Source organism: Photorhabdus caribbeanensis (assembly GCF_018448885.1).
Taxonomy (GTDB): domain Bacteria; phylum Pseudomonadota; class Gammaproteobacteria; order Enterobacterales; family Enterobacteriaceae; genus Photorhabdus; species Photorhabdus caribbeanensis.
In genome coordinates this window covers 98871-121557 of sequence record NZ_RCWB01000010.1, presented here as the reverse complement: position 1 = coordinate 121557, position 22687 = coordinate 98871, and the positions used below count along the sequence as shown (strand labels likewise).

16 protein-coding genes and 1 tRNA gene are annotated in these 22687 nt (G+C 41.0%); 6 read left to right on the top strand and 11 right to left on the bottom strand.

The window, feature by feature from the left end:
* Positions 1-19 precede the first annotated feature (19 nt).
* A complete protein-coding gene (putA, locus tag EAE90_RS09295) occupies positions 20-4000 on the bottom strand; it encodes a trifunctional transcriptional regulator/proline dehydrogenase/L-glutamate gamma-semialdehyde dehydrogenase (RefSeq protein WP_214053263.1) in 3981 nt (1326 codons plus the stop codon).
* Between the two features lie 487 nt (positions 4001-4487).
* Between putA and putP the strand changes: the two genes are divergently transcribed.
* Positions 4488-5972, top strand: a complete 1485-nt coding sequence (gene putP / locus EAE90_RS09290; RefSeq protein WP_214053262.1) for a sodium/proline symporter PutP — start codon at positions 4488-4490, stop codon at positions 5970-5972.
* Positions 5973-6142: 170 nt separating this feature from the next.
* Here the strand turns inward: putP and xylB are convergent, their stop codons facing one another.
* The 4 genes from xylB to cycA all read right to left on the bottom strand — a co-directional run bounded on the left by xylB (position 6143) and on the right by cycA (position 11582).
* The gene (xylB, locus tag EAE90_RS09285; protein ID WP_214053261.1) at positions 6143-7654 is read right to left on the bottom strand and encodes a xylulokinase; all 1512 of its coding nucleotides are present in this window, start codon (positions 7652-7654) and stop codon (positions 6143-6145) included.
* 3 nt (positions 7655-7657) lie between these two features.
* Positions 7658-8686 (bottom strand): NAD(P)-dependent alcohol dehydrogenase, encoded by a 1029-nt coding sequence (locus tag EAE90_RS09280; protein ID WP_214053260.1) that lies wholly within the window; start codon positions 8684-8686, stop codon positions 7658-7660.
* Positions 8687-9321: 635 nt separating this feature from the next.
* Positions 9322-9921 carry an NAD(P)H:quinone oxidoreductase gene (gene wrbA, locus EAE90_RS09275; protein WP_214053259.1) on the bottom strand — a complete coding sequence of 200 codons (600 nt, stop codon included), beginning with the start codon at positions 9919-9921 and terminating at the stop codon, positions 9322-9324.
* A gap of 254 nt (positions 9922-10175) precedes the next feature.
* Positions 10176-11582, bottom strand: coding sequence for a D-serine/D-alanine/glycine transporter (cycA, locus tag EAE90_RS09270; protein WP_214053258.1), 1407 nt, complete (start codon positions 11580-11582; stop codon positions 10176-10178).
* A gap of 252 nt (positions 11583-11834) precedes the next feature.
* On the opposite strand from cycA, the gene EAE90_RS09265 reads away from it, so the two are divergent.
* Positions 11835-11910: transfer RNA gene (locus EAE90_RS09265), tRNA-Lys, on the top strand.
* A 311-nt stretch (positions 11911-12221) separates the two neighbouring features.
* On the opposite strand, the gene EAE90_RS23765 is transcribed toward EAE90_RS09265, so the two are convergent.
* The 5 genes from EAE90_RS23765 to dsdC all read right to left on the bottom strand — a co-directional run bounded on the left by EAE90_RS23765 (position 12222) and on the right by dsdC (position 16265).
* Positions 12222-12299: a tail fiber assembly protein gene (locus EAE90_RS23765; RefSeq protein WP_246550552.1), complete on the bottom strand. Its 78-nt coding sequence runs from the start codon at positions 12297-12299 to the stop codon at positions 12222-12224.
* A gap of 7 nt (positions 12300-12306) precedes the next feature.
* Positions 12307-13200, bottom strand: coding sequence for a gp53-like domain-containing protein (locus EAE90_RS09255; RefSeq protein ID WP_214053256.1), 894 nt, complete (start codon positions 13198-13200; stop codon positions 12307-12309).
* 526 nt (positions 13201-13726) lie between these two features.
* Positions 13727-14299 (bottom strand): Ail/Lom family outer membrane beta-barrel protein, encoded by a 573-nt coding sequence (locus EAE90_RS09250; protein ID WP_214053255.1) that lies wholly within the window; start codon positions 14297-14299, stop codon positions 13727-13729.
* Positions 14300-14674: 375 nt separating this feature from the next.
* Positions 14675-14974 (bottom strand): 7(1) septoil knot domain-containing protein, encoded by a 300-nt coding sequence (locus tag EAE90_RS09245; RefSeq protein ID WP_214053254.1) that lies wholly within the window; start codon positions 14972-14974, stop codon positions 14675-14677.
* Positions 14975-15326: 352 nt separating this feature from the next.
* On the bottom strand, positions 15327-16265 hold the full coding sequence (gene dsdC, locus EAE90_RS09240) for a DNA-binding transcriptional regulator DsdC (protein ID WP_214053253.1): 939 nt from the start codon (positions 16263-16265) through the stop codon (positions 15327-15329).
* Positions 16266-16506: 241 nt separating this feature from the next.
* Between dsdC and dsdX the strand changes: the two genes are divergently transcribed.
* Together dsdX and dsdA are read left to right on the top strand one after the other, a co-directional pair.
* A complete protein-coding gene (gene dsdX / locus EAE90_RS09235; RefSeq protein WP_214053252.1) occupies positions 16507-17844 on the top strand; it encodes a D-serine transporter DsdX in 1338 nt (445 codons plus the stop codon).
* Positions 17845-18136: 292 nt separating this feature from the next.
* Positions 18137-19468: a D-serine ammonia-lyase gene (gene dsdA, locus EAE90_RS09230; RefSeq protein ID WP_214053251.1), complete on the top strand. Its 1332-nt coding sequence runs from the start codon at positions 18137-18139 to the stop codon at positions 19466-19468.
* Positions 19469-19662: 194 nt separating this feature from the next.
* Here the strand turns inward: dsdA and EAE90_RS09225 are convergent, their stop codons facing one another.
* On the bottom strand, positions 19663-21384 hold the full coding sequence (locus EAE90_RS09225) for a phospholipase D-like domain-containing protein (protein WP_214053250.1): 1722 nt from the start codon (positions 21382-21384) through the stop codon (positions 19663-19665).
* 511 nt (positions 21385-21895) lie between these two features.
* On the opposite strand from EAE90_RS09225, the gene EAE90_RS09220 reads away from it, so the two are divergent.
* Both EAE90_RS09220 and EAE90_RS09215 read left to right on the top strand, forming a co-directional pair.
* Complete coding sequence (locus EAE90_RS09220) at positions 21896-22132, top strand: ParD-like family protein (RefSeq protein WP_214053249.1); 237 nt, start codon at positions 21896-21898, stop codon at positions 22130-22132.
* Positions 22101-22430: a type II toxin-antitoxin system RelE/ParE family toxin gene (locus EAE90_RS09215; RefSeq protein ID WP_214053248.1), complete on the top strand. Its 330-nt coding sequence runs from the start codon at positions 22101-22103 to the stop codon at positions 22428-22430. The genes EAE90_RS09220 and EAE90_RS09215 overlap by 32 nt, the downstream gene beginning before the upstream one ends.
* The last annotated feature ends 257 nt before the right edge of the window (positions 22431-22687 follow it).

Sequence of the window (22687 nt, the reverse complement as noted above, 5' to 3'; positions counted from 1 at the left end):
CCCTTAGCTACAACCGAAATTAACCGATAGTCATCAGGCTGGCATTGCCCCCCGCCGCTGCGGTGTTAATGCTCAGTGAGCGTTCATGTAGCAGACGTTCTAACAGCAGATTAGTTTCTCCACGAGCAAAACCTTGTACGGAGATGATAACGCCTTTACGTTGAGCGACTTGTTCGCAAACTTGACGCAATTGATCAGAGTCGCCGTGGTAAATAACCGCTTCGAATACCGTATCTTCACTCTGCCAGTCCTGAACCAAATTGATTGATTTACGGACGCTATCTGGCAATTGACGAAACAGTTGCTGATGTAGATCATCATTTTGCCATAGCAATTGACAGCCCACAGATAATGTTGCTGCCAGTTGGATCAACGTATCCTGTTGATTATCCGCCAGACACAGCACCTGACCACGAGGCAACAGGGTATAAGTATTGCGTTCGCCGGTCGGCCCCGGCAACAGACGGGTGGTGCCGCCTTGTGCCAGCAATTTATATTGTTGAACTAACTGATTTAGCTCTTCGTTGTGCTGGTTGGTTGCCCATTCTGCTAATGCATCAAAAGGAGCCATCAGCGCTGAACGGACATTAGCATCCAGTGGATATTCCGCATCTTGACGTTCCAACGTTTGGTTGATCGCGTTTTGAGGACGGCAGGAGAGCAAACGGTACAAATAGAGTGGGCCGCCTGCTTTCGGTCCGGTACCGGATAAGCCTTCACCACCGAACGGTTGCACGCCAACAACAGCGCCTACCATGTTGCGGTTAACATACAGATTGCCGACTTTCGCTTTAGCGGTAACTTGTGCAATCGTTTCATCAATACGGGTATGGACGCCAAGGGTCAAACCATAGTTGGAGTCATTAATTTGATCCAGCAATTGATCCAGTTCGTCACGTTTAAAACGGACAACATGCAGAACCGGGCCGAAAATCTCTTGCTTTAATTCATTGAAATTTTCTAATTCAATCAGTGTCGGTTTAACGAAAGTGCCTTGATCCCACTCTTGATTATCGACCACATTATCTTGTGCTGCCTGATAAATCGTGCGTCCTTTGGTACGCATTGCTTGAATATGGCGATCAATGCCAGCTTTGGCTTCCGCATCAATGACCGGGCCGATATCGGTAGACAGGCGTTCAGGATTACCCATCCGGCATTCAGACATGGCGCCTTTCAGCATGGTGAGGGTTCTCTCTGCCACATCATCTTGAATGCAGAGAATACGTAAAGCAGAGCAACGTTGACCGGCACTGTCAAAAGCAGAGGCGACCACATCAGTAACAACTTGTTCTGTCAGCGCGGAAGAGTCGACAATCATGGCGTTCAGGCCACCGGTTTCGGCAATCAGAGGAGTTGGTCGCCCTTGTGCATCAAGTCGTCCGGCAATGTTACGTTGTAATAGACTTGCCACTTCGGTGGAGCCAGTAAACATCACGCCTCGTACTCTCTCATCACCTACCAGAAGAGAACCAATGGTTTCACCTCGGCCAGGTAATAATTGCAATGCATCGTGGGGAATACCTGCTTGATGCAGTATTTTGACCGCTGTTGCCGCAATTAATGGGGTCTGTTCCGCAGGTTTTGCTAATACACTGTTACCGGCAGCCAATGCAGCCGCTATCTGCCCGGTAAAAATGGCTAATGGGAAATTCCACGGGCTGATACAGACAACCGGCCCCAAAGGGCGATGAGTATCATTAGCGAAATCATGGCGAACTTGCCCCGCGTAGTAATAGAGAAAATCGACTGCTTCGCGTACCTCAGCAATCGCATTATTAAAGGTTTTGCCGGCTTCCCGAACCAAAATGCCTAATAACGGTTGCATCTGGTTTTCCATCAATTCCGCAGCACGAACCAGAATAGCAGCCCGTTCTGATGGCGGCGTCGCAAACCAGATTGCGCCAGCTTCTGTTGCGACATCCAGCGCATGGCTGACTTCCTGTTCAGTTGTTTCACGAACATGGCCGACAATATCCGAAGGCGCCGCCGGGTTAATAACTGGTTTAGCGGCAGGTAACTCACCTTGATGGTGATAATTGCCGCCCAGTAGTGGCTCGCTATACTGCACTTCGGTAGCAGAACTTAATAGCGCACTGGAAAGAGATGCCAGACGATGTTCGTTGGCAAGATCCAGACCGGCTGAGTTTGCGCGATCTTTACCATACAGATTGTGAGGCAGAGGAATTTTCGGATGTGGAAGACCGATTTGGCCTTCGGTTTCGGCCAGCTTCTGAACCTTGTTCACCGGATCGGCAACCAGCTCATCCAGTGGTAATGTGGTATCGGCGATACGGTTGACGAAAGAGGTGTTAGCGCCGTTCTCCAACAGGCGACGGACCAGATAAGCCAACAATGTTTCGTGAGTGCCTACTGGCGCATAAATACGGCATGGGCGGTTTAATTTACCATCAGCGATTTTCCCGACCACTTGTTCATACAAGGGTTCTCCCATGCCATGCAGGCACTGGAATTCATATTGCCCAGGATAATAGTTTTGTCCGGCCATATGATAAACGGCAGCTAAAGTATGGGCATTATGGGTAGCGAACTGAGGATAAATCAGATTAGGCACTGACAATAGTTTACGGGCGCAAGCCAGATAAGAAACGTCAGTATAAACTTTGCGGGTGTAAACTGGATAACCTTCCAATCCATCAATTTGAGCACGTTTAATTTCGCTATCCCAGTAAGCGCCTTTTACCAGTCGCACCATTAACCGACGGCGGCTGCGTTGTGCTAAGTCAATGACTGCATCGATAACAAAGGGGCAGCGCTTCTGATAAGCCTGAATAACGAAACCAATGCCATTCCAGCCAGCCAGTTGTGGTTCAAAACAGAGTTTCTCCAGCAAATCGAGAGAAATTTCCAAGCGATCTGCTTCTTCGGCATCAATATTGATACCAACATCATATTGGCGTGCCTGCAATGTCAGGGAAAGCAGGCGTGGATATAGCTCGTTCATGACGCGTTCATATTGAGCACGGCTATAACGTGGGTGCAGGGCAGAAAGCTTAATGGAAATTCCAGGTCCTTCATAAATGCCGCGGCCGTTAGATGCTTTCCCGATAGCATGAATCGCTTGTTGATAGGAAACCATATAATTCTGAGCATCTTCCTCAGTTAAAGCGGCTTCACCTAGCATGTCATAGGAGTAACGGAACCCTTTTTCTTCCAGCTTACGTGCACTTGCCAGCGCTTGAGCGATGGTTTCTCCGGTGACAAACTGTTCACCCATCAGGCGCATTGCCATATCGACGCCTTTACGCACTAATGGCTCGCCGCTCTTACTGATAATGCGATTCAGCGAATTGGAGAGTTTGGCTTCGTTGTGGGTAGAAACTAATTTGCCGGTAAACAGCAGCCCCCAGGTTGCTGCATTGACAAACATGGATGAACTTTGGCCCAGATGGGAATGCCAGTTGCCGTTACTGATTTTGTCGCGGATTAGTGCGTCGCGAGTAGCTTTATCAGGAATACGGAGCAAGGCTTCCGCAAGACACATTAGCGCAACGCCTTCCTGAGATGAAAGCGAGAATTCCTGCAATAACCCTTGAACCAGACCTGAACGACCAATGCTGTTTTTCTGGTTCCGCAATTTTTCTGCAATGCTGTAAGCCAGCTTATGAGTCGCTTGTGCCTGATCTTCGGGCAATTGCGCCTGTTGCAGCAACATGGGAACTGCCTGTGTTTCTGGCAGGCGATAGGCCGCAGTAATTGCGGAACGTTTTACTGATTGAGGCAGGATATGTTCTGCGAAGTCGAGGAAAGGTTGGTGAGCAGAATCTGGTACCGTTTCTTCTGCGATGATCTTCTCTTCTTTAATATCTTGATTAGCAGAGAGTTCAGCGATCTGTTCATCATTTTCAAGACGTTCAAGGTAATTAAAAATAGCTTGTTTAATCAGCCAATGTGGAGTGCGGTCAATCCGTTGTGCCGCAGCTTTAATGCGATCGCGCGTTGCTTCATCAAGCTTCACGCCCATTGTTGTACTACCCATCCTCGCTCCTTAATAGGTAAGGTTTATCTAAAATTGCATGATAATATCTGACATGTTGCAACTTTGTGCAACCTTATGAGAAGCGCTTGTTTTATTTTTGTGAAATTAATCTAGTTATTATAATTAGGTGGATATATTTATTTTTGTGACTTTATTTGATTGATACACATTGGTTTACTATTTTATAGCGAAATATAGGGGTGTAACCCTGAAATGGTTAAAAAGTATAATTTTTAAAGCAAATAAATGTGATTCAGTAGACGTTTCTTGTAAAAAATGGCGTTAATTAGTTGTTAAATTACCTGATGCTAATCTAGGATTCACTGTAACTTTCTAATTGGTTACAAAAATAATTATTTCAATTTAGAATTATGGACCATTTTTAGGTGCAATCAGGTGCAACGTTCCTGAACCTGACAGGGAAAACTCTGTGTACCCGGGAGAACTGCGGATTTGCAAAACACAGATAACACTATGGAGAACTTGCATGACAGTAAATACACCAATGCTAATCACCTTTATTGTCTACATTACTGGTATGTTGTTGATAGGTTTTTTGGCTTATCGCTCAACCAAGAATTTTGATGACTATATTTTGGGTGGAAGGCGATTAGGTAGCGTAGTAACGGCTTTGTCTGCCGGTGCTTCGGATATGAGCGGTTGGTTATTAATGGGCTTACCTGGCGTGGTCTATTTTGCGGGGATTTCAGAAAGCTGGATAGCGATTGGCCTCTCTTTAGGCGCTTACCTGAACTGGAAATTGGTGGCAGGTAGGTTACGAATCCAGACCGAAGTCAATAATAATGCGCTAACATTGCCGGACTACTTCACCAGCCGTTTTGACGATAGCAGTAAAATCCTACGTATTATTTCTGCGCTGGTGATTTTGATCTTCTTTACTATCTATTGTGCTTCTGGCGTGGTTGCCGGAGGATTGTTGTTTGAAAGTACGTTCGGTATCAGTTATCAGAAAGCCATGTGGCTCGGCGCCGCAGCAACAATTGCTTATACTTTCCTTGGCGGCTTCCTGGCGGTCAGTTGGACCGACACGGTTCAGGCTTCATTAATGATATTTGCGCTTATTTTGACGCCGATCATCGTTATTTTCTCTGTGGGTGGCATTGATACCTCTCTGGCTCTGATAGCAGCAAAAAGCCCGGCTTATATGGATATGTTTAAAGGGTTGAACTTTATTGCCATTATCTCGCTGTTAGGTTGGGGATTGGGTTATTTTGGTCAGCCACATATTCTGGCGCGTTTTATGGCGGCAGATTCCCATCATACTATCCGCAAGGCTCGTCGTATCAGTATGACTTGGATGGTGTTATGTTTGGCAGGCACTATTGCTGTCGGTTTCTTCGGTATTGCTTATTTTGAAATGCACCCTGAACTGGCTGGTCCGGTAACAGCCAACCGTGAACGTATCTTTATGGAATTGGCGGTTATTCTGTTTAATCCGTGGGTAGCAGGCATTTTACTATCCGCTATTCTGGCCGCGGTGATGAGTACCTTAAGCTGTCAGTTGCTGGTGTGTGCAAGTGCTTTGACGGAAGATCTTTACAAACCCTTTATCCGTAAATCTGCCAGCCAGAAAGAGTTGGTGTGGGTAGGGCGTTTCATGGTGTTGCTGGTGGCAGTCATCGCAATGGTGATAGCAACCAATCCAGACAATAAAGTACTGGCTCTGGTAAGTAATGCATGGGCAGGGTTTGGCGCTGCGTTCGGTCCGGTCGTACTGATTTCTGTTATATGGAAACGTATGACACGTAATGGCGCATTAGCGGGAATGTTGGTAGGGGCTGTTACGGTATTGGTATGGATGAAGTACCAATGGTTTGCCTTGTATGAAATTATTCCTGGCTTTATCTTAGCTTCTATTGCGATCGTGGTTGTGAGTCTGTTGGGTAAAGCGCCGAGCAGAGCAGCGCAACAGCGTTTTATTGATGCTGAGGCGCAATATAAGACTAAGTGAATTGAAATAAGGTAAAAAGAAAGGTAAGAAAGCGTGAAGGCGGAATGCCTTCACCAGACTACTAACAAACCTCGTTTAAAATAGCGAGGTTTGTTTTTTCCATCATGAAAAATTATTGAATACCAGTGACTTTGAATCATTCACCAGGGGAATTATCGGCGGTCAATGTTTCATACTTTCACCTCTGGATATTCAGCAGTCAACAGAGATAAATAATCTTGATAAAGCACGTCATATAATGCGGCTGTTTCGGGAGTTGGAACGGTGCGGGTTTCTTCATCAAGATGAACAAAATGTTGGCAAAGGTGGACGAGCTGCGCTTGTTTATCTTTCTCTTCTGTCAAGGAATCACACCACATAGCTTGAATAGCAGCACCTAGGGCGGCAGCTTCTTGATTCGTGACGCAAATAACCGGCGTATTCATGACATCGGCCACAATTTGTCGCCATTTTTTGCTGCGAGCACCGCCGCCGGTCAAACGGATCTCATTAATTTCAATCCCTTGTTTGCGAAATAATTCAATACCAAAACGTAGCCCGTAAGTGGCGCTTTCAACCGCAGCCAAAATGAAATTTTGTTGATTCATATTGCTGGTATCCAGGTTATGGAGACTCGCTTTGGCGTGGGGGAGCGGCGGAACACGTTCACCGTTAAAAAACGGTAGCATCATCAAACCATTAGCTCCGGGTTTGCTCTGGTTCAATGTGTCATTAAAAGTCTGAATATCCATATTAAACAGCTTTTGAATAGTGGTGGTGGTTGAAGTTACATTCATCGTGCAGATTAATGGTAGCCATCCATTATTAGAGGAACAGAAACCGGCGATCATTTCAGAGTCAGCGACAATCGGTTTGTCAGAGTAAGTGAATAGGGTGCCAGAGGTGCCTAAACTCATGGTCGTGATGCCAGGAACGATATTGCCTGTTCCAATTGCAGCCATCATATTATCGCCCCCGCCAGACGCAACTTTGGTTGTCGGTGAAAGCCCTAATCTTCTTGCTATTGCAGGCTTTACTGTGCCAATACAGGTTTCAGCGGAAACCAATTCAGGCAGTGCATGCCAAAGACGACCATTTGGATCAATTAATTGAGCAATTTGGTTATCCCATTCGCGTTTACGAATATTCAGTAATCCGGTTCCTGAAGCATCACCATATTCGGCAACTAATCTGCCTGTTAGCCAATAATTAAGATAATCATGAGGCAATAAAACGGCATTCAGTTTTTCCCATAATTCAGGATGGTATTTTTTGAACCAAAGAATTTTAGATGCGGTATAACCTGTCTGCGGCATTAATCCGAGTTGTGTTAAAGCGGCTTGGGTACCACCGAGTGCATCAATAATTTCCTGATTTTCGACCGCAGTTTCAGTGTCACACCAGAGTTTTACCGGTGCTAAAACATGGCCTTCTGCATCCAGAGGAACAAAACCGTGCTGTTGACCTGATACGGCAAGAGCGGTAATTTTTGTACCGGAAATTCCTGCTTGTTCAATTGCTTGAGAAAAGGCACTTTCCAATGCCGCTGTCCACCAGTAAGCTTGTTGTTCACGACGGCCGTTTGAATCGCTAATTATTGGGTGAGGCGAGCTGCCTTCACCCAAAATATGCGTTTTTTGGCTATCGATAATAATGACTTTAGTACTTTGTGTACCGCAATCGATACCAGCATAGAGCGCCATGCGTTACTCCATTTCTAACATAATTTTGATATCTGTCGGGCGACCTTCCGCGGCTCGTTCATACGCCTGAATGCTGTCTTTAAATTTATAGGTTGCGGATAATAGGGGGGGTACTTTGAGCTTGCCAGAGCTAAGTAAACGGATAGTACGAGGATACATATTTGCGTAGCGGAAAATAGTTTTGAATGTGATCTCTTTAGCTTGGGCAGAGACAACATCAAATGGCGCCGGATCGATAGGCATACCGACTAGAACAGCTATTCCACCCGGTGCAATGTGCTCTGAAATAGTGGCAATGACTGGTTTTGCGCCACTGCATTCAAAAAGAATATTGACCCCATTACCATCGGTTAAGGTATTCACTTTCTCAGCAACTACTTTGCTATTAACCGGGTGAAGACCTGGATACTGTTTTGCAATTTCTAGTTTCTCATCGAACACATCACAAATAATGACATCAGAACAACCACCGGCTAATGCTGCAAGTGCAGTAACAATGCCGATCGTACCAGCACCAACAACTAATGCGATATCTCCAGGTTTAATTTCTGCTTTTGTGGCTGCTTGCATACCGATAGATAATGGTTCAACCATTGCACCTTCGGCAAAACTGACATTATCAGGTAATTTGAACGTAAATGCTGCCGGGTGAATAACCCTTTCGCGTAAGCAACCGTCAATAGGGGGCGTCGCCCAGAAACGGATTTCTGGATCTAAGTTATAAATACCCGCCCGCGATTGTGGTGATTGCAGATTAGGAATGCCAGGTTCCATACAGACACGATCGCCGATTTTTAAGTGAGTCACATTTTTACCTACTGCGGTGATGACACCTGATGCTTCGTGCCCGAGGATCATCGGCTTTTCGACAATAAATGGCCCAATACGCCCGTATTGATAATAATGCACATCGCTGCCACAAATCCCCACCGAGTGAATTTTTATTTCAACATCATTTTCACCCAATATTTCGGGGGTTTCCCAGTCTTGAATTGAAATCTGACCTGCTTTTTCTAATACTAATGCTTTCATGATCTGCCCTCTTATTTGGATATTATCGATACCATTTATTTAAGGGGATGTTAGACCGAAAATTATTATATTTATGTGATTTAAGTTAAGGTCTTATTAAATGGTGATGTTTTTGCGTTAATATTAAAAAATGAATTATCCACTTGGTTACTCTTTTAATATGTATATTGACAATATAATGATATCAATTTCAATAATAAGAATATAAGTATGAATAAACAACTTTATATTGAAAAAATAATAGTTTTTTCGAAAGTAATATTCAATTTAAGAGTAAAGTGTTTGGATATTTGAATTCGATATATATCCGTCATCTTTCAAATTGCCTCTTTGTTGGCTGCACTCGCTCACCCCGGTAACATAGTTCGCTATGTTACCGGGGATTCACTCCCTTGCCGCCGCGATGCATCTTGAAATCCATAGGGTATAAAGAATACTAATGGTTAGGGAGTCCGTAGAAAAAACGTTCAGGTCAGCCCTAAAGGGATGGCAGAAAAAGATGAAGGTGAGCACAACCGATCCGGAAAGTCGGTATCTATCACCAATACCTATGCCACTCCGGGCAGCGTACACGACAGTCAGCTTTACCTCCAGCGTCTGGCATGTCAGCTCAGTCGCTTCGTCTTCGTATCATGTTAGTCTTTCAGTTTTTTAGCGATCTTAGCTACATGCTCACCTTGATAACGAGCGATCTTCAATTCATTTTCATTGGGCATGCGTGAACCATCACCGTCAGCAATAGTACTGGCGCCGTAGGGGGTTCCTCCCTGCATCTGCGAAATATCGCCAATTTCAGGAATACCGTAACCAATTGGTACAATAATAAAGCCGTGGTGAGCGAGCGTTGTCCAGGTTGAAGTAATCGTCATCTCCTGACCACCGCCAACGCCTGTGGAAGTGAAGACGCTAGCGACTTTGCCGTACAGTTTACCTTCGGCCCACAGGCCACCGGTCTGATCTAGGAAGTTTCTCATTTGGCCGGCCATATTACCAAAGCGGGTTGGGGTGCCGATAATAATGGCATCATAATCAACTAGCTCTTGTACGGATGCAATCGGAGCAGATTGATCTACTTTACCACCTGCTTTGGTAAATGCTTCTAATGGAATGGTTTCTGGCACGCGTTTAATCGTGACTTCTACGTCAGCGACTTTTTTAGCGCCTTCTGCCACTGCGGATGCCAGCGCTTCAATATGACCATACATGGAGTAATAAAGCACAAGAATTTTAGTCATATCACTTTCTCCTATAAGGTTAAAAATTGGCTGCGAAGTTTACAATAACGGCAGCCTGTTATTTAAATTCATCAATATTATTGATGGAACGAGGTGAAATGATCACGTTTTGAAAATTGTCTAATGCTTTTGTAAGGAAGATTTTCTTAACCGATAGAGTTAAGTGTAGTGTTAATTTTTCAGCTTGCAGCAATAAAAAAGACCTGTAGAGTATTATTCCAACAGGTCATATAGATATTAAGGATTTGAATAAGTTAGCTGTACAAACGTGTTCTACGTTTTTTTACAATTTGAAAACCGATAATTAAGACCAAAAACCAAATAGGCGTGATGATGAGTGCCTGGCGGGTATCATCCCGTAAAGTGAGTAATATCAGAACAAATGCAAAAAATGCCAGACAGACCCATGACATGATAATACCCAATGGCATTTTATAGGTTGAAGCTTTATGCAATGCCGGGCGACGTTTTCGGTAAACCAGATATGAGCATAGGATCATACTCCAGATAAACATAAACAGAATGGCTGAAACGGTAGTTACCAAGGTAAATACATGCATAACATCAGGAATTAAATAAATCAGCACCACGCCACAGGATAAACATAAACAGGTGAAAATTAACCCCGATGCAGGTACAGAACGGCGTGAAAGGCGGCTGAATTGATGTGGCGCATCGCCTTCTTTTGCTAATCCGAATAGCATGCGGCTGGTGGAAAAAACACCACTGTTGGCTGAAGAGGCGGCGGAGGTTAATACCACAAAGTTCACGATACTAGCGGCAGCGGGTAAACCGATGAGAACAAACAGCTCAACAAAAGGACTTTTGTCTGCAATGATTGAACGCCAGGGTGTGACTGACATAATAATCATCAGCGCCAATACGTAGAAGGTGATAATACGAATCGGGATGGCATTAATGGCTCTGGGAAGCGATTTCATTGGATCTTTAGTTTCTGCGGCAGCAGTACCCACTAATTCAATGCCTACAAAGGCGAATATGGCTATCTGAAATCCAGCAAAAAATCCGCTTAACCCTTTGGGGAAGAATCCACCATCATTCCATATATTTGCTAGTGAAGCGGTATGACCGGCTGGAGATTGAAAATGCATGCCAATCAGAACAGCACCTGTCGCGATTAAAGCGATAATGGCAACGATCTTTATCATGGCAAACCAGAATTCCATTTCGCCAAATAATTTCACTGTAGCCAAATTAAGGGAAAGCAGCAGTAAAACACAGAGCAGAGAAGTGAGCCATTGTGGAAAATCCGGTTGCCAATAGCTGATATAGGAAGTAATCGCGACTACATCGGCGATACCGGTAATGACCCAACAGAACCAATAAGTCCAGCCGACGAAAAAGCCTGCCCAAGGGCCGAGCAAATCGGCGGAGAAATCACTGAATGATTTATAATTCAGGTTTGAAAGCAATAGTTCACCCATTGCTCGCATCACGAAGAACAGCATAAAACCGATAATCATATAAACGAATATGATCGATGGTCCGGCGAGAGAGATTGTTTTCCCTGATCCCATAAACAGACCCGTGCCAATGGCGCCGCCAATAGCGATAAGTTGTATATGCCGGTTGCTTAGATTACGTTGCAACTGCGTTTCCCCGGTTTCAGCGGAAAGTGAAGTGTGTATATTTTCTGCCATAGTATATAGTATCCAATATTTTCTTAGGTAAATTGTTACGGCTCTTTAAGTGGCCTTATATATGATGATGTTTGCGAAAAATATTGTGACACAGATTACTATAGTAATAACAGTCTGATCTCACTTTAAAAACAAATTGGTTGCAATTTAACTTGTTAATGTTCTTGGAATTGAGTATGAATTATTCGGTTAGAAAAAAATAGTCATACTATATTGACGACAGCTTTGTATCGGGGAATAATTACTCACATTGGGTTGTTAGCTCAGTCGGCAGAGCAGTTGACTCTTAATCAATTGGTCCGGGGTTCGAGCCCCCGACAACCCACCAATTAAATTAATGAGTTGTGAATATTTCACTGACAACATATTTTTCTATGTAACTTATTCGTGTCATAATCATACTAAGCTTGATTTAACATTTTCCGTATGTTCTTAAGATGATTTGATGATAAATACCCATATCTTCTGAATTTCTTTTGCAGTTACCATTTCTTGTAATACAGGTAATGGCGCTTGAAGTTTGTATAAATAATCGGTAAATTTCAATTCAGGTTTGTTCTAGTACAAATAAATAAAATTGTTAAGGCCGGGTATTATCCTGTCCCCGGCCTTTTTTGGTGATTATAATGGTAGATTTGGTCAATCAATCTCTGGTATTTTTGAATTATCAAGCCGATTTAGCATGACTCGGTATTTTTTCCAAGCCTGTAAAGTCATGCATTCCTTACCATCCAATAGCAAACCAAAAAACCCTAGCCGGTTGATCATTTGAAGCTTGATCAAGGGTTAATTTAAATCTCGCATTGTCAATAATTTTAAAATATGCGGAAATGACACCAGCTTCTATTTTATGATGATCGGGTGTCGCTACTCCGATAGCACAAGTAGAGGGAAATGCAATAGGGAAATAATAAGTATTAGATGTTTCATTAATTTCTTCAGGAGATTTTCCCCATTGATAAATTATTCCAGTATCACCACATTTCCACCAACCATTTGTAGCTACTAAAGAAGCGGTGTTTTTACTGGCATAGCGGGAATCAGACTCAGCTTTAGTATACGATTGTCCTATTGGCTGATAATTACCACGCGGTTGGTATTTCCCGTCTGATTCAGATTTATCATAACTTCCTACATCTCCGGCAGTTAGGTTGATATCGCTGGATAACACCTTCCCATTGACTTTACGAGTATTGGGTATTTTACCATTAATATTTTCATTCAATGAATTTATGATATTCTGAGCAAATTTTTGCGTAACAGCTAATGTATCATCATTACCTACAACATTTGTAAGCTGGACAACGCCTTTTTGGGTTAATGAGGCATTTGGCGTTGCTGTTGTGATTTTTTGCTCTAACGCTTTATGTAATTGTGTAGTAAGTTTAGTTATATTTCCGTCATCCAGAATATCATTGTTAGATTGTGTTGCGATAAAATTAGCCACCACGGATGATATTGAAGACGACTGTCGTAATACTTTATTTAACAGGTGTGTGGGAACATTATCTGGTTGAAACCCGGTATTCAAACTTTGGCTTTCTTCATATCTTTCTTGGCTAACTATATTAGCATTATTATCAATAGAAAAAGCTTTAAAATCATTTTTTAGGCTCATATATATTCCTTAAGTAATGTTGATTCATAATCAATATATTAAATTATTTTACAGATGGTTTCTCATCACTTGTATTAACCATAGTTTAGTTCAGATAAAGAATAATGATATGTTTTTATTAGATCAGAAGATTAACTGTTTTTATATTGTTGATGTAAATCAAAAATCAAAAATATTGTAACCAGAAATATGTTTAAATGATTTATATTCAACATTTGAAAATTACTTTTCTTTCATCCCTTCAATTTCCTTCTATGATTTTCTCTGATAATGCTTTCTAGCTTGATTAAAATGACTAGTGCACAAACACCTATAAGTTATTATTTTTTTTCTCTAAGTCCTTATTGGCTTTATTTCTTAATTGTTTGTGGTTCGTAATGGGAGAATTAAGCCGATTATCTTTAATCTTAGGTGTTTTATCGATTTTTTATTATAACTAATTATTTTTATTCAATATTTTGAAAAATCACCAAGGTTGTAAATACAATATTAAACCTTGGTGATGATACATTAATCATTGATTAAGTTAGAAACGATAGCCGACAGTTATATTAAAACCGTTAGTAGATAAGTGATCTTTCTCATTTCCGTCTTTAATACTAAAACGGCTACCTTCATAACCGGCGGTAATTGAGGTATTAGTAGTTGGGTTGATAATAAAGCCCGCTCCCCAACCTAAAGTGTTTTTGCTTACTGATTCCTTTTCGATATATCCGGTACGGTAATCGGTTGAAGGGCGATAGTGAGTGGAGGATTTTGCGTTAATCCTAGATAATCCCAGTTGACCATATAAGCTAACATAATCATTAATCCTATAGGTTGGACCCGCCATTAGGGAATAATACTTAATATCATCTTTTGAGTGGTAATTCTCTGTTCTCTCTTTTTCATCTCCTTTAGCAAAGGTAAATGATGATAATAGCCCCCATTGATCATCAAGCTCATATCGGTAACTCAATGTTGCACCATTTAGCGCGCTTACATCTTGTGGTTTCACGTAGGCGTATCCGATAGAAGCTGTATTCTGTTCAGCTTGGACAGGCAAAGTTATCGCAGATACAGAAAAGATAACTCCACAGCTTAATAACAATTTTTGCATTTCATTACACTCTATATACTTCATACTTCTGAAATAAACGACTTTATAAGGGTATATAAATCATTTAAACGATTTGCTTACTAGCAGTTGTGATGAATATCATAACTTACACCGTTAGTATATATTTTTTGATTAAGTTTAGATGTTATTTTCAAATCATTACATTATTGCTGATTTTTTAAGGATAGAAATAGTGATAAAGAAATTCCAGCAGAAATGTGGAAATAATAAATGGCTATTGCAGTCGATAGATATTATCTCTGTGGTTGAAATACTTATTCATTACCAAGGGGGTAAGATTAATTTAATAAGGCTGGACTGTTGTAGAAGATGAAGTTCAGCCTTTATCATTCTGTGTGATACTGATTCTATGCCTTACTTAGCTGGGCCAGGGAATGCATCAACGTATCTGATTGTGAAATCGGGGAATGATTCTACAAACTGAATCTTGTAATCAGGAAATGAATTAACAAATTTCCATTTTCCGGGGGCGTTAGGGAAGTTATCAACAATTTTGACTTTTAAATCGGGGAAATTATCAACAACCTTGACTTTATAGTCAGGAAATGATTCAACGATTTTAATCTTTCCAAAGATCTTTGAGACATCGACTTTATTTTTAGCAGTAGTGCTAAATGAAATAACTGCTACTAATAAAATGATTAATTTTTTCATATAAACCTCTTATTTGCTAAATTCATCATATAAATTAGGTGCAAATTAGCACTATATTAGTTTACTTGTGAAAAGTATAATTTAATTGTTTTGAGCATATAGATTTGCCAAGGAGCATTCGCTTGATATGGTCAAAAATAAGATGGTATTAAGATCGTTATGTACTAAAGGTAAAGTGGTATTTTAGTCCGTGATCGGCAATATTTTTCTGGTGCCAATAAATGATGGGATTGAAAGTGCGGTAGAGTCCGACGTAAAATTTCTGTGGCGATTCACTATCGCCACTTAAAGCTCATTATCACCACTTAAAACAAGGCAGGTTTGTTATACCCGTTAATGGTTGGCTATATTTTTATTCGTCTATAGTTGATTTTAACCATTGGACAAAGGCGTTGACTTTCTCATTCTGTTGTTGAGGCAGGGTACAGGTATAGTAATATTGTTTACATAATACTTCAGTGTTAGGAAAGGGAGCGACTAATTCATTGTTTTCAATTTTTTCCCAAATCATATTTTTTCTGCCCATTGCAACACCCGCATGGTGTATTGCGGCAACGGCAGCTAAATCGGAACGATCAAAGACAATACACTTGTGTGATGGCTCCAGTGTAATGTTAAAGTGCTCTGCCCAAGTATTCCACTCTTTGGTATCGGAATCATAGCTCCATGCTTGTTTATCATGTAATAGTGTACAGTATTGTAGATTATCGATATTTCCCATTAGGTTATGCTTTTCGGCATATTGTGGGCTACAGACCGGAGTAATATATTCACTCATCAGATATTGATGTGATAACTCGTTGGATATAATATCATCAAAGTAAATTGCAAGATCGATGCCATAACCACGGAAATTCACATTTTCGTTACCGACCAAGATGTTCAGGTTAATGGATGGATATAGCTGATTAAAATCAGCCAATTTAGGCACTAGCCAGCATTGAGTAAAGGTTGGGCGGGAGTAAATAGTCAGATTACCCGATAACTCCTGATTTTTTATTTCCAGAATTTCCTGATTTAGATGTTCCAGCGTCGATTTAATTGTCCAAAATAAACGCTTTCCTTCACAGGTTAATTCAATTTTTCTGTGAAAACGTTGGAAGAGTTTGAATCCCAACTCTTGTTCCAGAGAACTGATTCGATGGCTGACCGCACTGGCGCTGATCGCTAATTCGTCAGCGGCCAGAACAAAAGAGCAGTGGCGAGCGGCTATCTCAAATGTATGCAGTTTTGATAACTGGCTTCCATTGAGTAACTTATTTACAACCATGAAATTATCATCTGTGTACATATTTATAGTATTTCTAGTTCATCGACGACGGATAACACAACCGTATCATTAAGGCGGTGTGTTTCAGATAGTTTTAGTGATTTAAATCGCAAATAAAGTGAAAATTTTGATCGGTATCACTGAATTGGCTCAATCTGATTCATGCATGGCTATGTATTAATCATTTGTCAAAAATTGAATATTCATATTCAATAATGAAAATTCGTATGACGAATAGAGGCTAACTGTGGGGAATGATTAAGTGGATTCACAACCTTGGGTGATTGGTACATTACTCACAAGTATTGTGTTAATCGTATTCACGATAATTAAATTAAAAATTCACCCTTTTCTCGCGCTATTGTTAGCCAGTTTTTATGTCGGTGTCTTAATGGGAATGAACCCTGTTGAAATGGTGAGCGCCATTCAAGGGGGAATCGGAGATACGTTAGGTTTTTTGGCTGTAGTGATTGGTCTGGGGACTATTCTTGGTAAGATGATGGAGATATCCGGCGCCGCAGAGCGTATTGGTATCACATTGCAAAGATGCAGATGGTTGTCGCCTGACATCATTATGGTGCTCATTGGTCTGGTTTGTGGTATTACGCTGTTTGTCGAAGTTGGGGTGGTATTGTTAATTCCACTGGCATTTTCTGTTGCCAGGAAAACCAATACGTCACTGCTGAAATTAGCGATCCCATTATGTACAGCGTTGATGGCGGTTCACTGTATTGTTCCTCCACACCCGGCTGCATTATTTGTGATGAATAAACTGGGTGCAGATATTGGTTCGGTAATTGTTTATGGGCTGGTAGTTGGTCTATTTGCAGTTTTAGTGGGTGGTCCATTATTTCAGAAACTTCTCGGTAGCCGTCTGCCTTTTAAATCGGTTCCGACTGAATTTTCTGAAATTGCAGTTTGTAAAGAAGAGAATTTACCCTCTTTAGGCATGACATTGTTTACAGTGTTATTGCCGATTGGGTTAATGTTGATTAAAACGATTGCTGAATTAAATATAGAAAAAGGCACCACGTTTTATATGGTGTTGGAATTTATTGGTAATCCTATTACAGCCATGTTCGTTGCCGCGTTTGTTGCTTATTACACCTTGGGCATCAAGCAAAATATGGGAATGAGTACGCTGTTGACGAAAACAGAAGATTGTTTCTCCTCTATCGCCAATATCTTATTAATTATCGGCGCAGGCGGAGCATTTAATAGTGTTTTAAAAGTAAGCGGACTTAGTGATACGTTGGCTGTTATTTTGTCGAGTCTGGATATGCACCCAATTCTTTTGTCTTGGTTGGTTGCTATTATTTTGCATGCGGCGGTTGGTTCAGCAACAGTCGCAATGATGGGCGCAACAGCGATTGTTTCGCCTATGTTGCCGTTATATCCAGATATTAGCCCTGAAATCATTACATTAGCCATTGGTTCTGGTGCTATCGGCGGTACTATTGTGACTGATTCACTGTTTTGGTTGGTTAAGCAATATTGCGGAGCAACGCTCAGTGAAACTTTTAAGTACTACACAACTGCAACGTTTATTGCGTCTGCGGTTGCGTTGGTTGGGACGTTTCTTCTTTCTACCATTGTGTAATGGAAAGAAGTAACAGCTCAGCTTGAAAAATAAGAATAAGACGTGCGAAGTGTCAATACCAGGGAAGCCTGTAAAACAGGCAGCTTTTATAGCTAAAATAATAAACAAAATAAACATTAACGTAGTGATGAAAATAAGGGGAAGATAAAAAATAAACAAAGTATGATGTGCTGATATAATATAGGAAGTTGTAGTAAACATAACATATTGAATATAATAAAAATTATAATAATCAAGCAAGTAAGGGTTATTTTACATACCAGGGAAACACTTATCTTGGGTTAACATATACATGAAAAGTACTGAAATTCAGCAGTTACTAAATGAATATCCGTTAGTAAAAAATTTAATGGAATTAGAGGAAATCTTTTGGTTTAACCCTTGTAACACCACCTTTAAAGAGGGATTGCCTTTTGTTGGTTTGGACGCTAATGATGTTAGGGATGCTGAAGCACGCTTGTATCGTTTTGCGCCTTATTTATGTAAAGCTTTCCCGGAAACAGCGGTAACACATGGCATTATTGAATCAGAAATAGTGGCTATTCCTACGATGCAGAAAACACTAGAGCAATATTATGGTGTGAGTATCACAGGGAAAATTTTGCTTAAGAAAGACAGTCACTTGCCAATTTCAGGTTCGATTAAAGCCCGTGGTGGAATTTATGAAGTGTTAGCCCACGCGGAAAAATTGGCATTACAGGCGGGCTTGCTTTCTAAAAACGATGATTACAGCAAACTGTTTTCGGAAGAATTAAGACGGTTCTTTAATCAATACAGCATTGCTGTAGGTTCTACCGGCAATTTGGGGCTATCCATTGGTATTGTCAGTGTGAAACTAGGTTTTAATGTCAGCGTGCATATGTCTGCCGATGCTCGTGAATGGAAAAAGCAAAAGCTACGTTCGCATGGGGTCAATGTCGTGGAACATGAACTGGATTATGGAGTAGCTGTAGCCAGAGGGCGTAAAGAGTCTGAATCTGATTCTAACTGTTTCTTTATCGACGACGAAAACTCCCAAACGTTATTTCTGGGATATTCTGTCGCAGGGGAACGGGTAAAGGCGCAGTTTGAACAGATGAATATTGTGGTTGATGAAGATCATCCATTATTCGTTTATTTGCCGTGCGGCGTTGGCGGTGGCCCCGGAGGTGTTGCATTTGGACTGAAATTGGTTTTTGGTGATCATGTGCACTGTATTTTTGCTGAACCTACCCATTCTCCCAGTATGCTGTTAGGGGTATATACTGGCTTGCATGACAATATTTGTGTGCAGGACATTGGTATCGACAATATCACCGCGGCTGATGGTCTTGCGGTAGGCAGGGCTTCTGGCTTTGTTGGGCGTGCGATGGAACGTTTGCTGGATGGATTTTATACTATTCAAGATCAGGAAATGTATAATCTGTTGGGGTTGCTGAGTCGTGATGAGGGTATCCGGTTAGAGCCTTCGGCATTAGCTGGGATGGCGGGGCCTGTTCGTGTGAGTGAAAACCGTGATTACCTGAGTCATAAGAATCTTTCAGCAGAAAAGATGAAACAGGCTACGCACTTAGTTTGGGCGACCGGTGGTGGTATGGTGCCTGATGATGAAATGATAAAGTATTTGGCGATAGCCAAAATCTAATTGGCGTCTTTCACAGGGGCGATCCGGTTATCGGCATCTGGTTTATCAGGTTCAATATTCTGCTGGCCTCCAGGTTATGACTGAAAAACGCTTTGATTCGGTTTCCTATTCTGAAAGGTCATCTTCTTAATGTTTTTCAAGTTATATACCCGCCAGCAGTTGGCGGGTATATATCAGAACACTTGTTATTTACATCAAACATTCTTGTAATTAAATGAGTGTATTCCTGAATATTTCCACAACGGTTCCCAGTAGGATTCGATGAAAGTTTTCACCGCATCTTCTCCCTCAATAAGATAATTGAACTCTGAAAGATAACCCGGATAGAGATTATCAGAACCCACCACGTAGAGTTCATCGTCAATTATTGTTACTTTTGCATGATTCCCAGGAGCAGGGGGAACTTTGGGATATACCGGACCACTCGCTTTAATTAAGGAGCGGAATGGGCGTCCTATAGAACCTATCTGTGGAGGTCTTTCAGAAAGAGACGGTTCTTTTAGCGTAGCAGTGTAAGAATTTTCATCCGGGGTTGGCCATTTGTATGTAGCACCTTCAATCAAAAGATTTTCAGGTACTTTGTCTGTAAAGAAAAAAGGGGCAACCTCTATTCTTTTCAGTGCGGCTTGCCTGATTCCATCCGGATCTTCCAGCTTCTGGTCGGTATGCTCATCATGTGTCAAATAGTATTTAAATATTTCAAACGTTCTTTTGGCTCCAGAGCCAAAAGAATATTGATCACCAGCGGCGCCTGCGGCTGCATCAAGTGGCGATACAACAATTTGAACTTGCAGCTCGGGGTTGGCAAGTAATGCTTCGATCAACCATCGGCACACATGATGATCTTGCCATTGTTTTTTCCATGCACTGACAAGATCCTGTTGGGACATGCGAATTTTTTTCTTTGCATTCTTTATTATAAACTCTTTCATTATTTCAGAGCCTTTTTTATAGTCCGTTCGCATATCAGGCCCAGCCCAATATTTACCCACGGATAATATCCTGCTTGCTTTCTTATATTCTGGGTCCTTAGGTGGATTTTTTAGGCATTCTTCTTTTTTTCTGTCTATATATTCAGTAATATGCTCTTTTTTTAATGGATCTTCCGGCTTTCCCACAATACCATTTGCATTAACCCATTTATTTTCATCTATATCAAAGAATTCTTTCGTTAAGAGATCTGTATCAGCTTCCCACATGTTATTTAAAAATAATTGTGAACTTAATGATGCCGTTCCTATAACTTTAACAGAGACATCATGAACTGGAGGGTAATTCTTAAAGAGATCCATATTTAAATTATGGCCCCCGACAAATGACTCAATTCCATCAACTGCGATAATTTTTGTATGATTCCATGTCATTCTGGTATCATCTTCTGGAAACATCTCTTCTGGCAGCACCTTTTTCTGTAATGATACTTTAAGTCCGTCTACTATCCTGAAAAACCGACCAATCCATATTTCAGGTACACACTCCCAATTATCTCTCCTTTCTTGAATTAATTGAATAATATCACTCTTCAATGCCAGATATTCAGGGGTGCCTTCAAAGTATGAATTCACACCGTTTAACAAAGATGTCGGTGTTTGAGCGAATAAGAACCTTATCTGAGTTCTGTCCTTTCTGTTTATTTTTTTGGTAAATGCGCGATCAATAGCTGATAGGATAACTTTTCTCCACTCTGCATCCGGGGCATTTAAGGAGGAAATATCACAGCGATAACGCATGTTTTCCAGAATACTTACAATAGCATCCTCAAATTCCGCTTCCCTTTTAATAGCCTGTGGCATTATCTCTTTTCCAAAAGGAAATCCCCATATTTGGGGAGTATCAAATATTTTTACATAGTTGATTTCACTTGTTTTATTGAAGTAACCGTCCAGTTTTTTTTGCAAACCATCCAATAAATTCATATATGCATCCTCCGGGCAACAATTTTTTACATATCAACCAACAGCCTGCCAGCATCAGATAAGCCATTTATAATCATAATCAATTTTTGATAGGAGGAGGCTAAAAAAGATAAAACTGGGATCACGTATTTTCAAATTTAATTTATTGCATCTATTCATTAAAGAATGTTTTAAGGCTGAGTATTGTTTGGCTTTTTTGTCCCTTAATCGAGCTGGATTTCAGGCACTTAATCCCCAAAAAGGGGGGAGATAAATCAATTTTTCTGAGTCATATGTCCGAAATTCAGGCGATATCGACAATTCAATGAGGCCAGTTTTATTGAGAGTGAGAATAAAATTGGCCTTGCTGTGTTTTATTGCGTTGAGCAGGGGATTTTGAGAGGTTCCCTTTTGTATCATGGGAATAGGCATATAGAAATCAATGATTGCATAATGCGATAAAATGTTGCATTTTATACATATGCGTTTTATGTCGCATGTAGTACAAAATCCCAGAGGGGCAAACTAAGCTATGGCTATCAGTGTACGTTTGGATGATGATTTCGTGAATGATGTAAAAATTCATGCAGAAGCTTCAAGCAGAAGTGTACCTAAGCAAATTGAGCATTGGGCTAAGATTGGCCGCATTGCGGAGGATAACCCTGATTTGCCGTACTCTTTTATCCTTGATTCTTTACTGGCAAAAAGCGAAGTCAATAGCGGTAAGGTGTCGCGTTATGTCAGAAGGACAAAAAGATCCAAAGATTGATGTTTATGAAACAAGACGTTTTTCTAAGGCATTATCTAGATTATCTGAGGATCTTCTTGCGATAGTAGAAGATGAGATTGATAAAATAATTGATAACCCTGAAATCGGTGAGCAGAAGAAAGGTGATTTAAGTTTTCTTCGAGTTCATAAATTTCAGTTAAATAACCAGTTAACATTGCTTGGTTATTGTTGGGTTGAAGGGAAAATAGAGTTATATCTGCTGAACTTTGGCTCTCATGAAAATTTTTATCAGGAACAAAAGCGATACAGAAAATCGGATTTAAAACTCATTGGATAGGGGTTCTATCCATTTCAAGGCTGCGTATTGCGTGGCCTTTTTTATGCCAGATCCCTATTCACTCAAATCAAAGGCTATAAGCAGCTTATATCATTCTCAGGTAAAGTCATTGTTGTGTTATCGCATTATCATTTTGCAGATATTCTGGCATCTGATGTTTTATCCTGTTGCATTGTGTAACTGTGTAAGTTACATTGATTCATGTCAGAGAAGCAGCTTGCTACTAAAGACTCGGGAATAGAATCAAGAGAAATAGT

Coding starts and splice junctions, on each gene's coding strand:
- EAE90_RS23765 (WP_246550552.1), bottom strand. CDS start 12,299: ATGACTTTACAGGCTTGGAAAAAATACCGAGTCATGCTAAATCGGCTT.
- dsdA (WP_214053251.1), top strand. CDS start 18,137: ATGAAAAGTACTGAAATTCAGCAGTTACTAAATGAATATCCGTTAGTA.
- EAE90_RS09225 (WP_214053250.1), bottom strand. CDS start 21,384: ATGAATTTATTGGATGGTTTGCAAAAAAAACTGGACGGTTACTTCAAT.
- EAE90_RS09220 (WP_214053249.1), top strand. CDS start 21,896: ATGGCTATCAGTGTACGTTTGGATGATGATTTCGTGAATGATGTAAAA.
- EAE90_RS09255 (WP_214053256.1), bottom strand. CDS start 13,200: ATGAGCCTAAAAAATGATTTTAAAGCTTTTTCTATTGATAATAATGCT.
- cycA (WP_214053258.1), bottom strand. CDS start 11,582: ATGGCAGAAAATATACACACTTCACTTTCCGCTGAAACCGGGGAAACG.
- xylB (WP_214053261.1), bottom strand. CDS start 7,654: ATGGCGCTCTATGCTGGTATCGATTGCGGTACACAAAGTACTAAAGTC.
- putA (WP_214053263.1), bottom strand. CDS start 4,000: ATGGGTAGTACAACAATGGGCGTGAAGCTTGATGAAGCAACGCGCGAT.
- EAE90_RS09250 (WP_214053255.1), bottom strand. CDS start 14,299: ATGCAAAAATTGTTATTAAGCTGTGGAGTTATCTTTTCTGTATCTGCG.
- EAE90_RS09245 (WP_214053254.1), bottom strand. CDS start 14,974: ATGAAAAAATTAATCATTTTATTAGTAGCAGTTATTTCATTTAGCACT.
- EAE90_RS09215 (WP_214053248.1), top strand. CDS start 22,101: ATGTCAGAAGGACAAAAAGATCCAAAGATTGATGTTTATGAAACAAGA.
- dsdC (WP_214053253.1), bottom strand. CDS start 16,265: ATGTACACAGATGATAATTTCATGGTTGTAAATAAGTTACTCAATGGA.
- wrbA (WP_214053259.1), bottom strand. CDS start 9,921: ATGACTAAAATTCTTGTGCTTTATTACTCCATGTATGGTCATATTGAA.
- putP (WP_214053262.1), top strand. CDS start 4,488: ATGACAGTAAATACACCAATGCTAATCACCTTTATTGTCTACATTACT.
- EAE90_RS09280 (WP_214053260.1), bottom strand. CDS start 8,686: ATGAAAGCATTAGTATTAGAAAAAGCAGGTCAGATTTCAATTCAAGAC.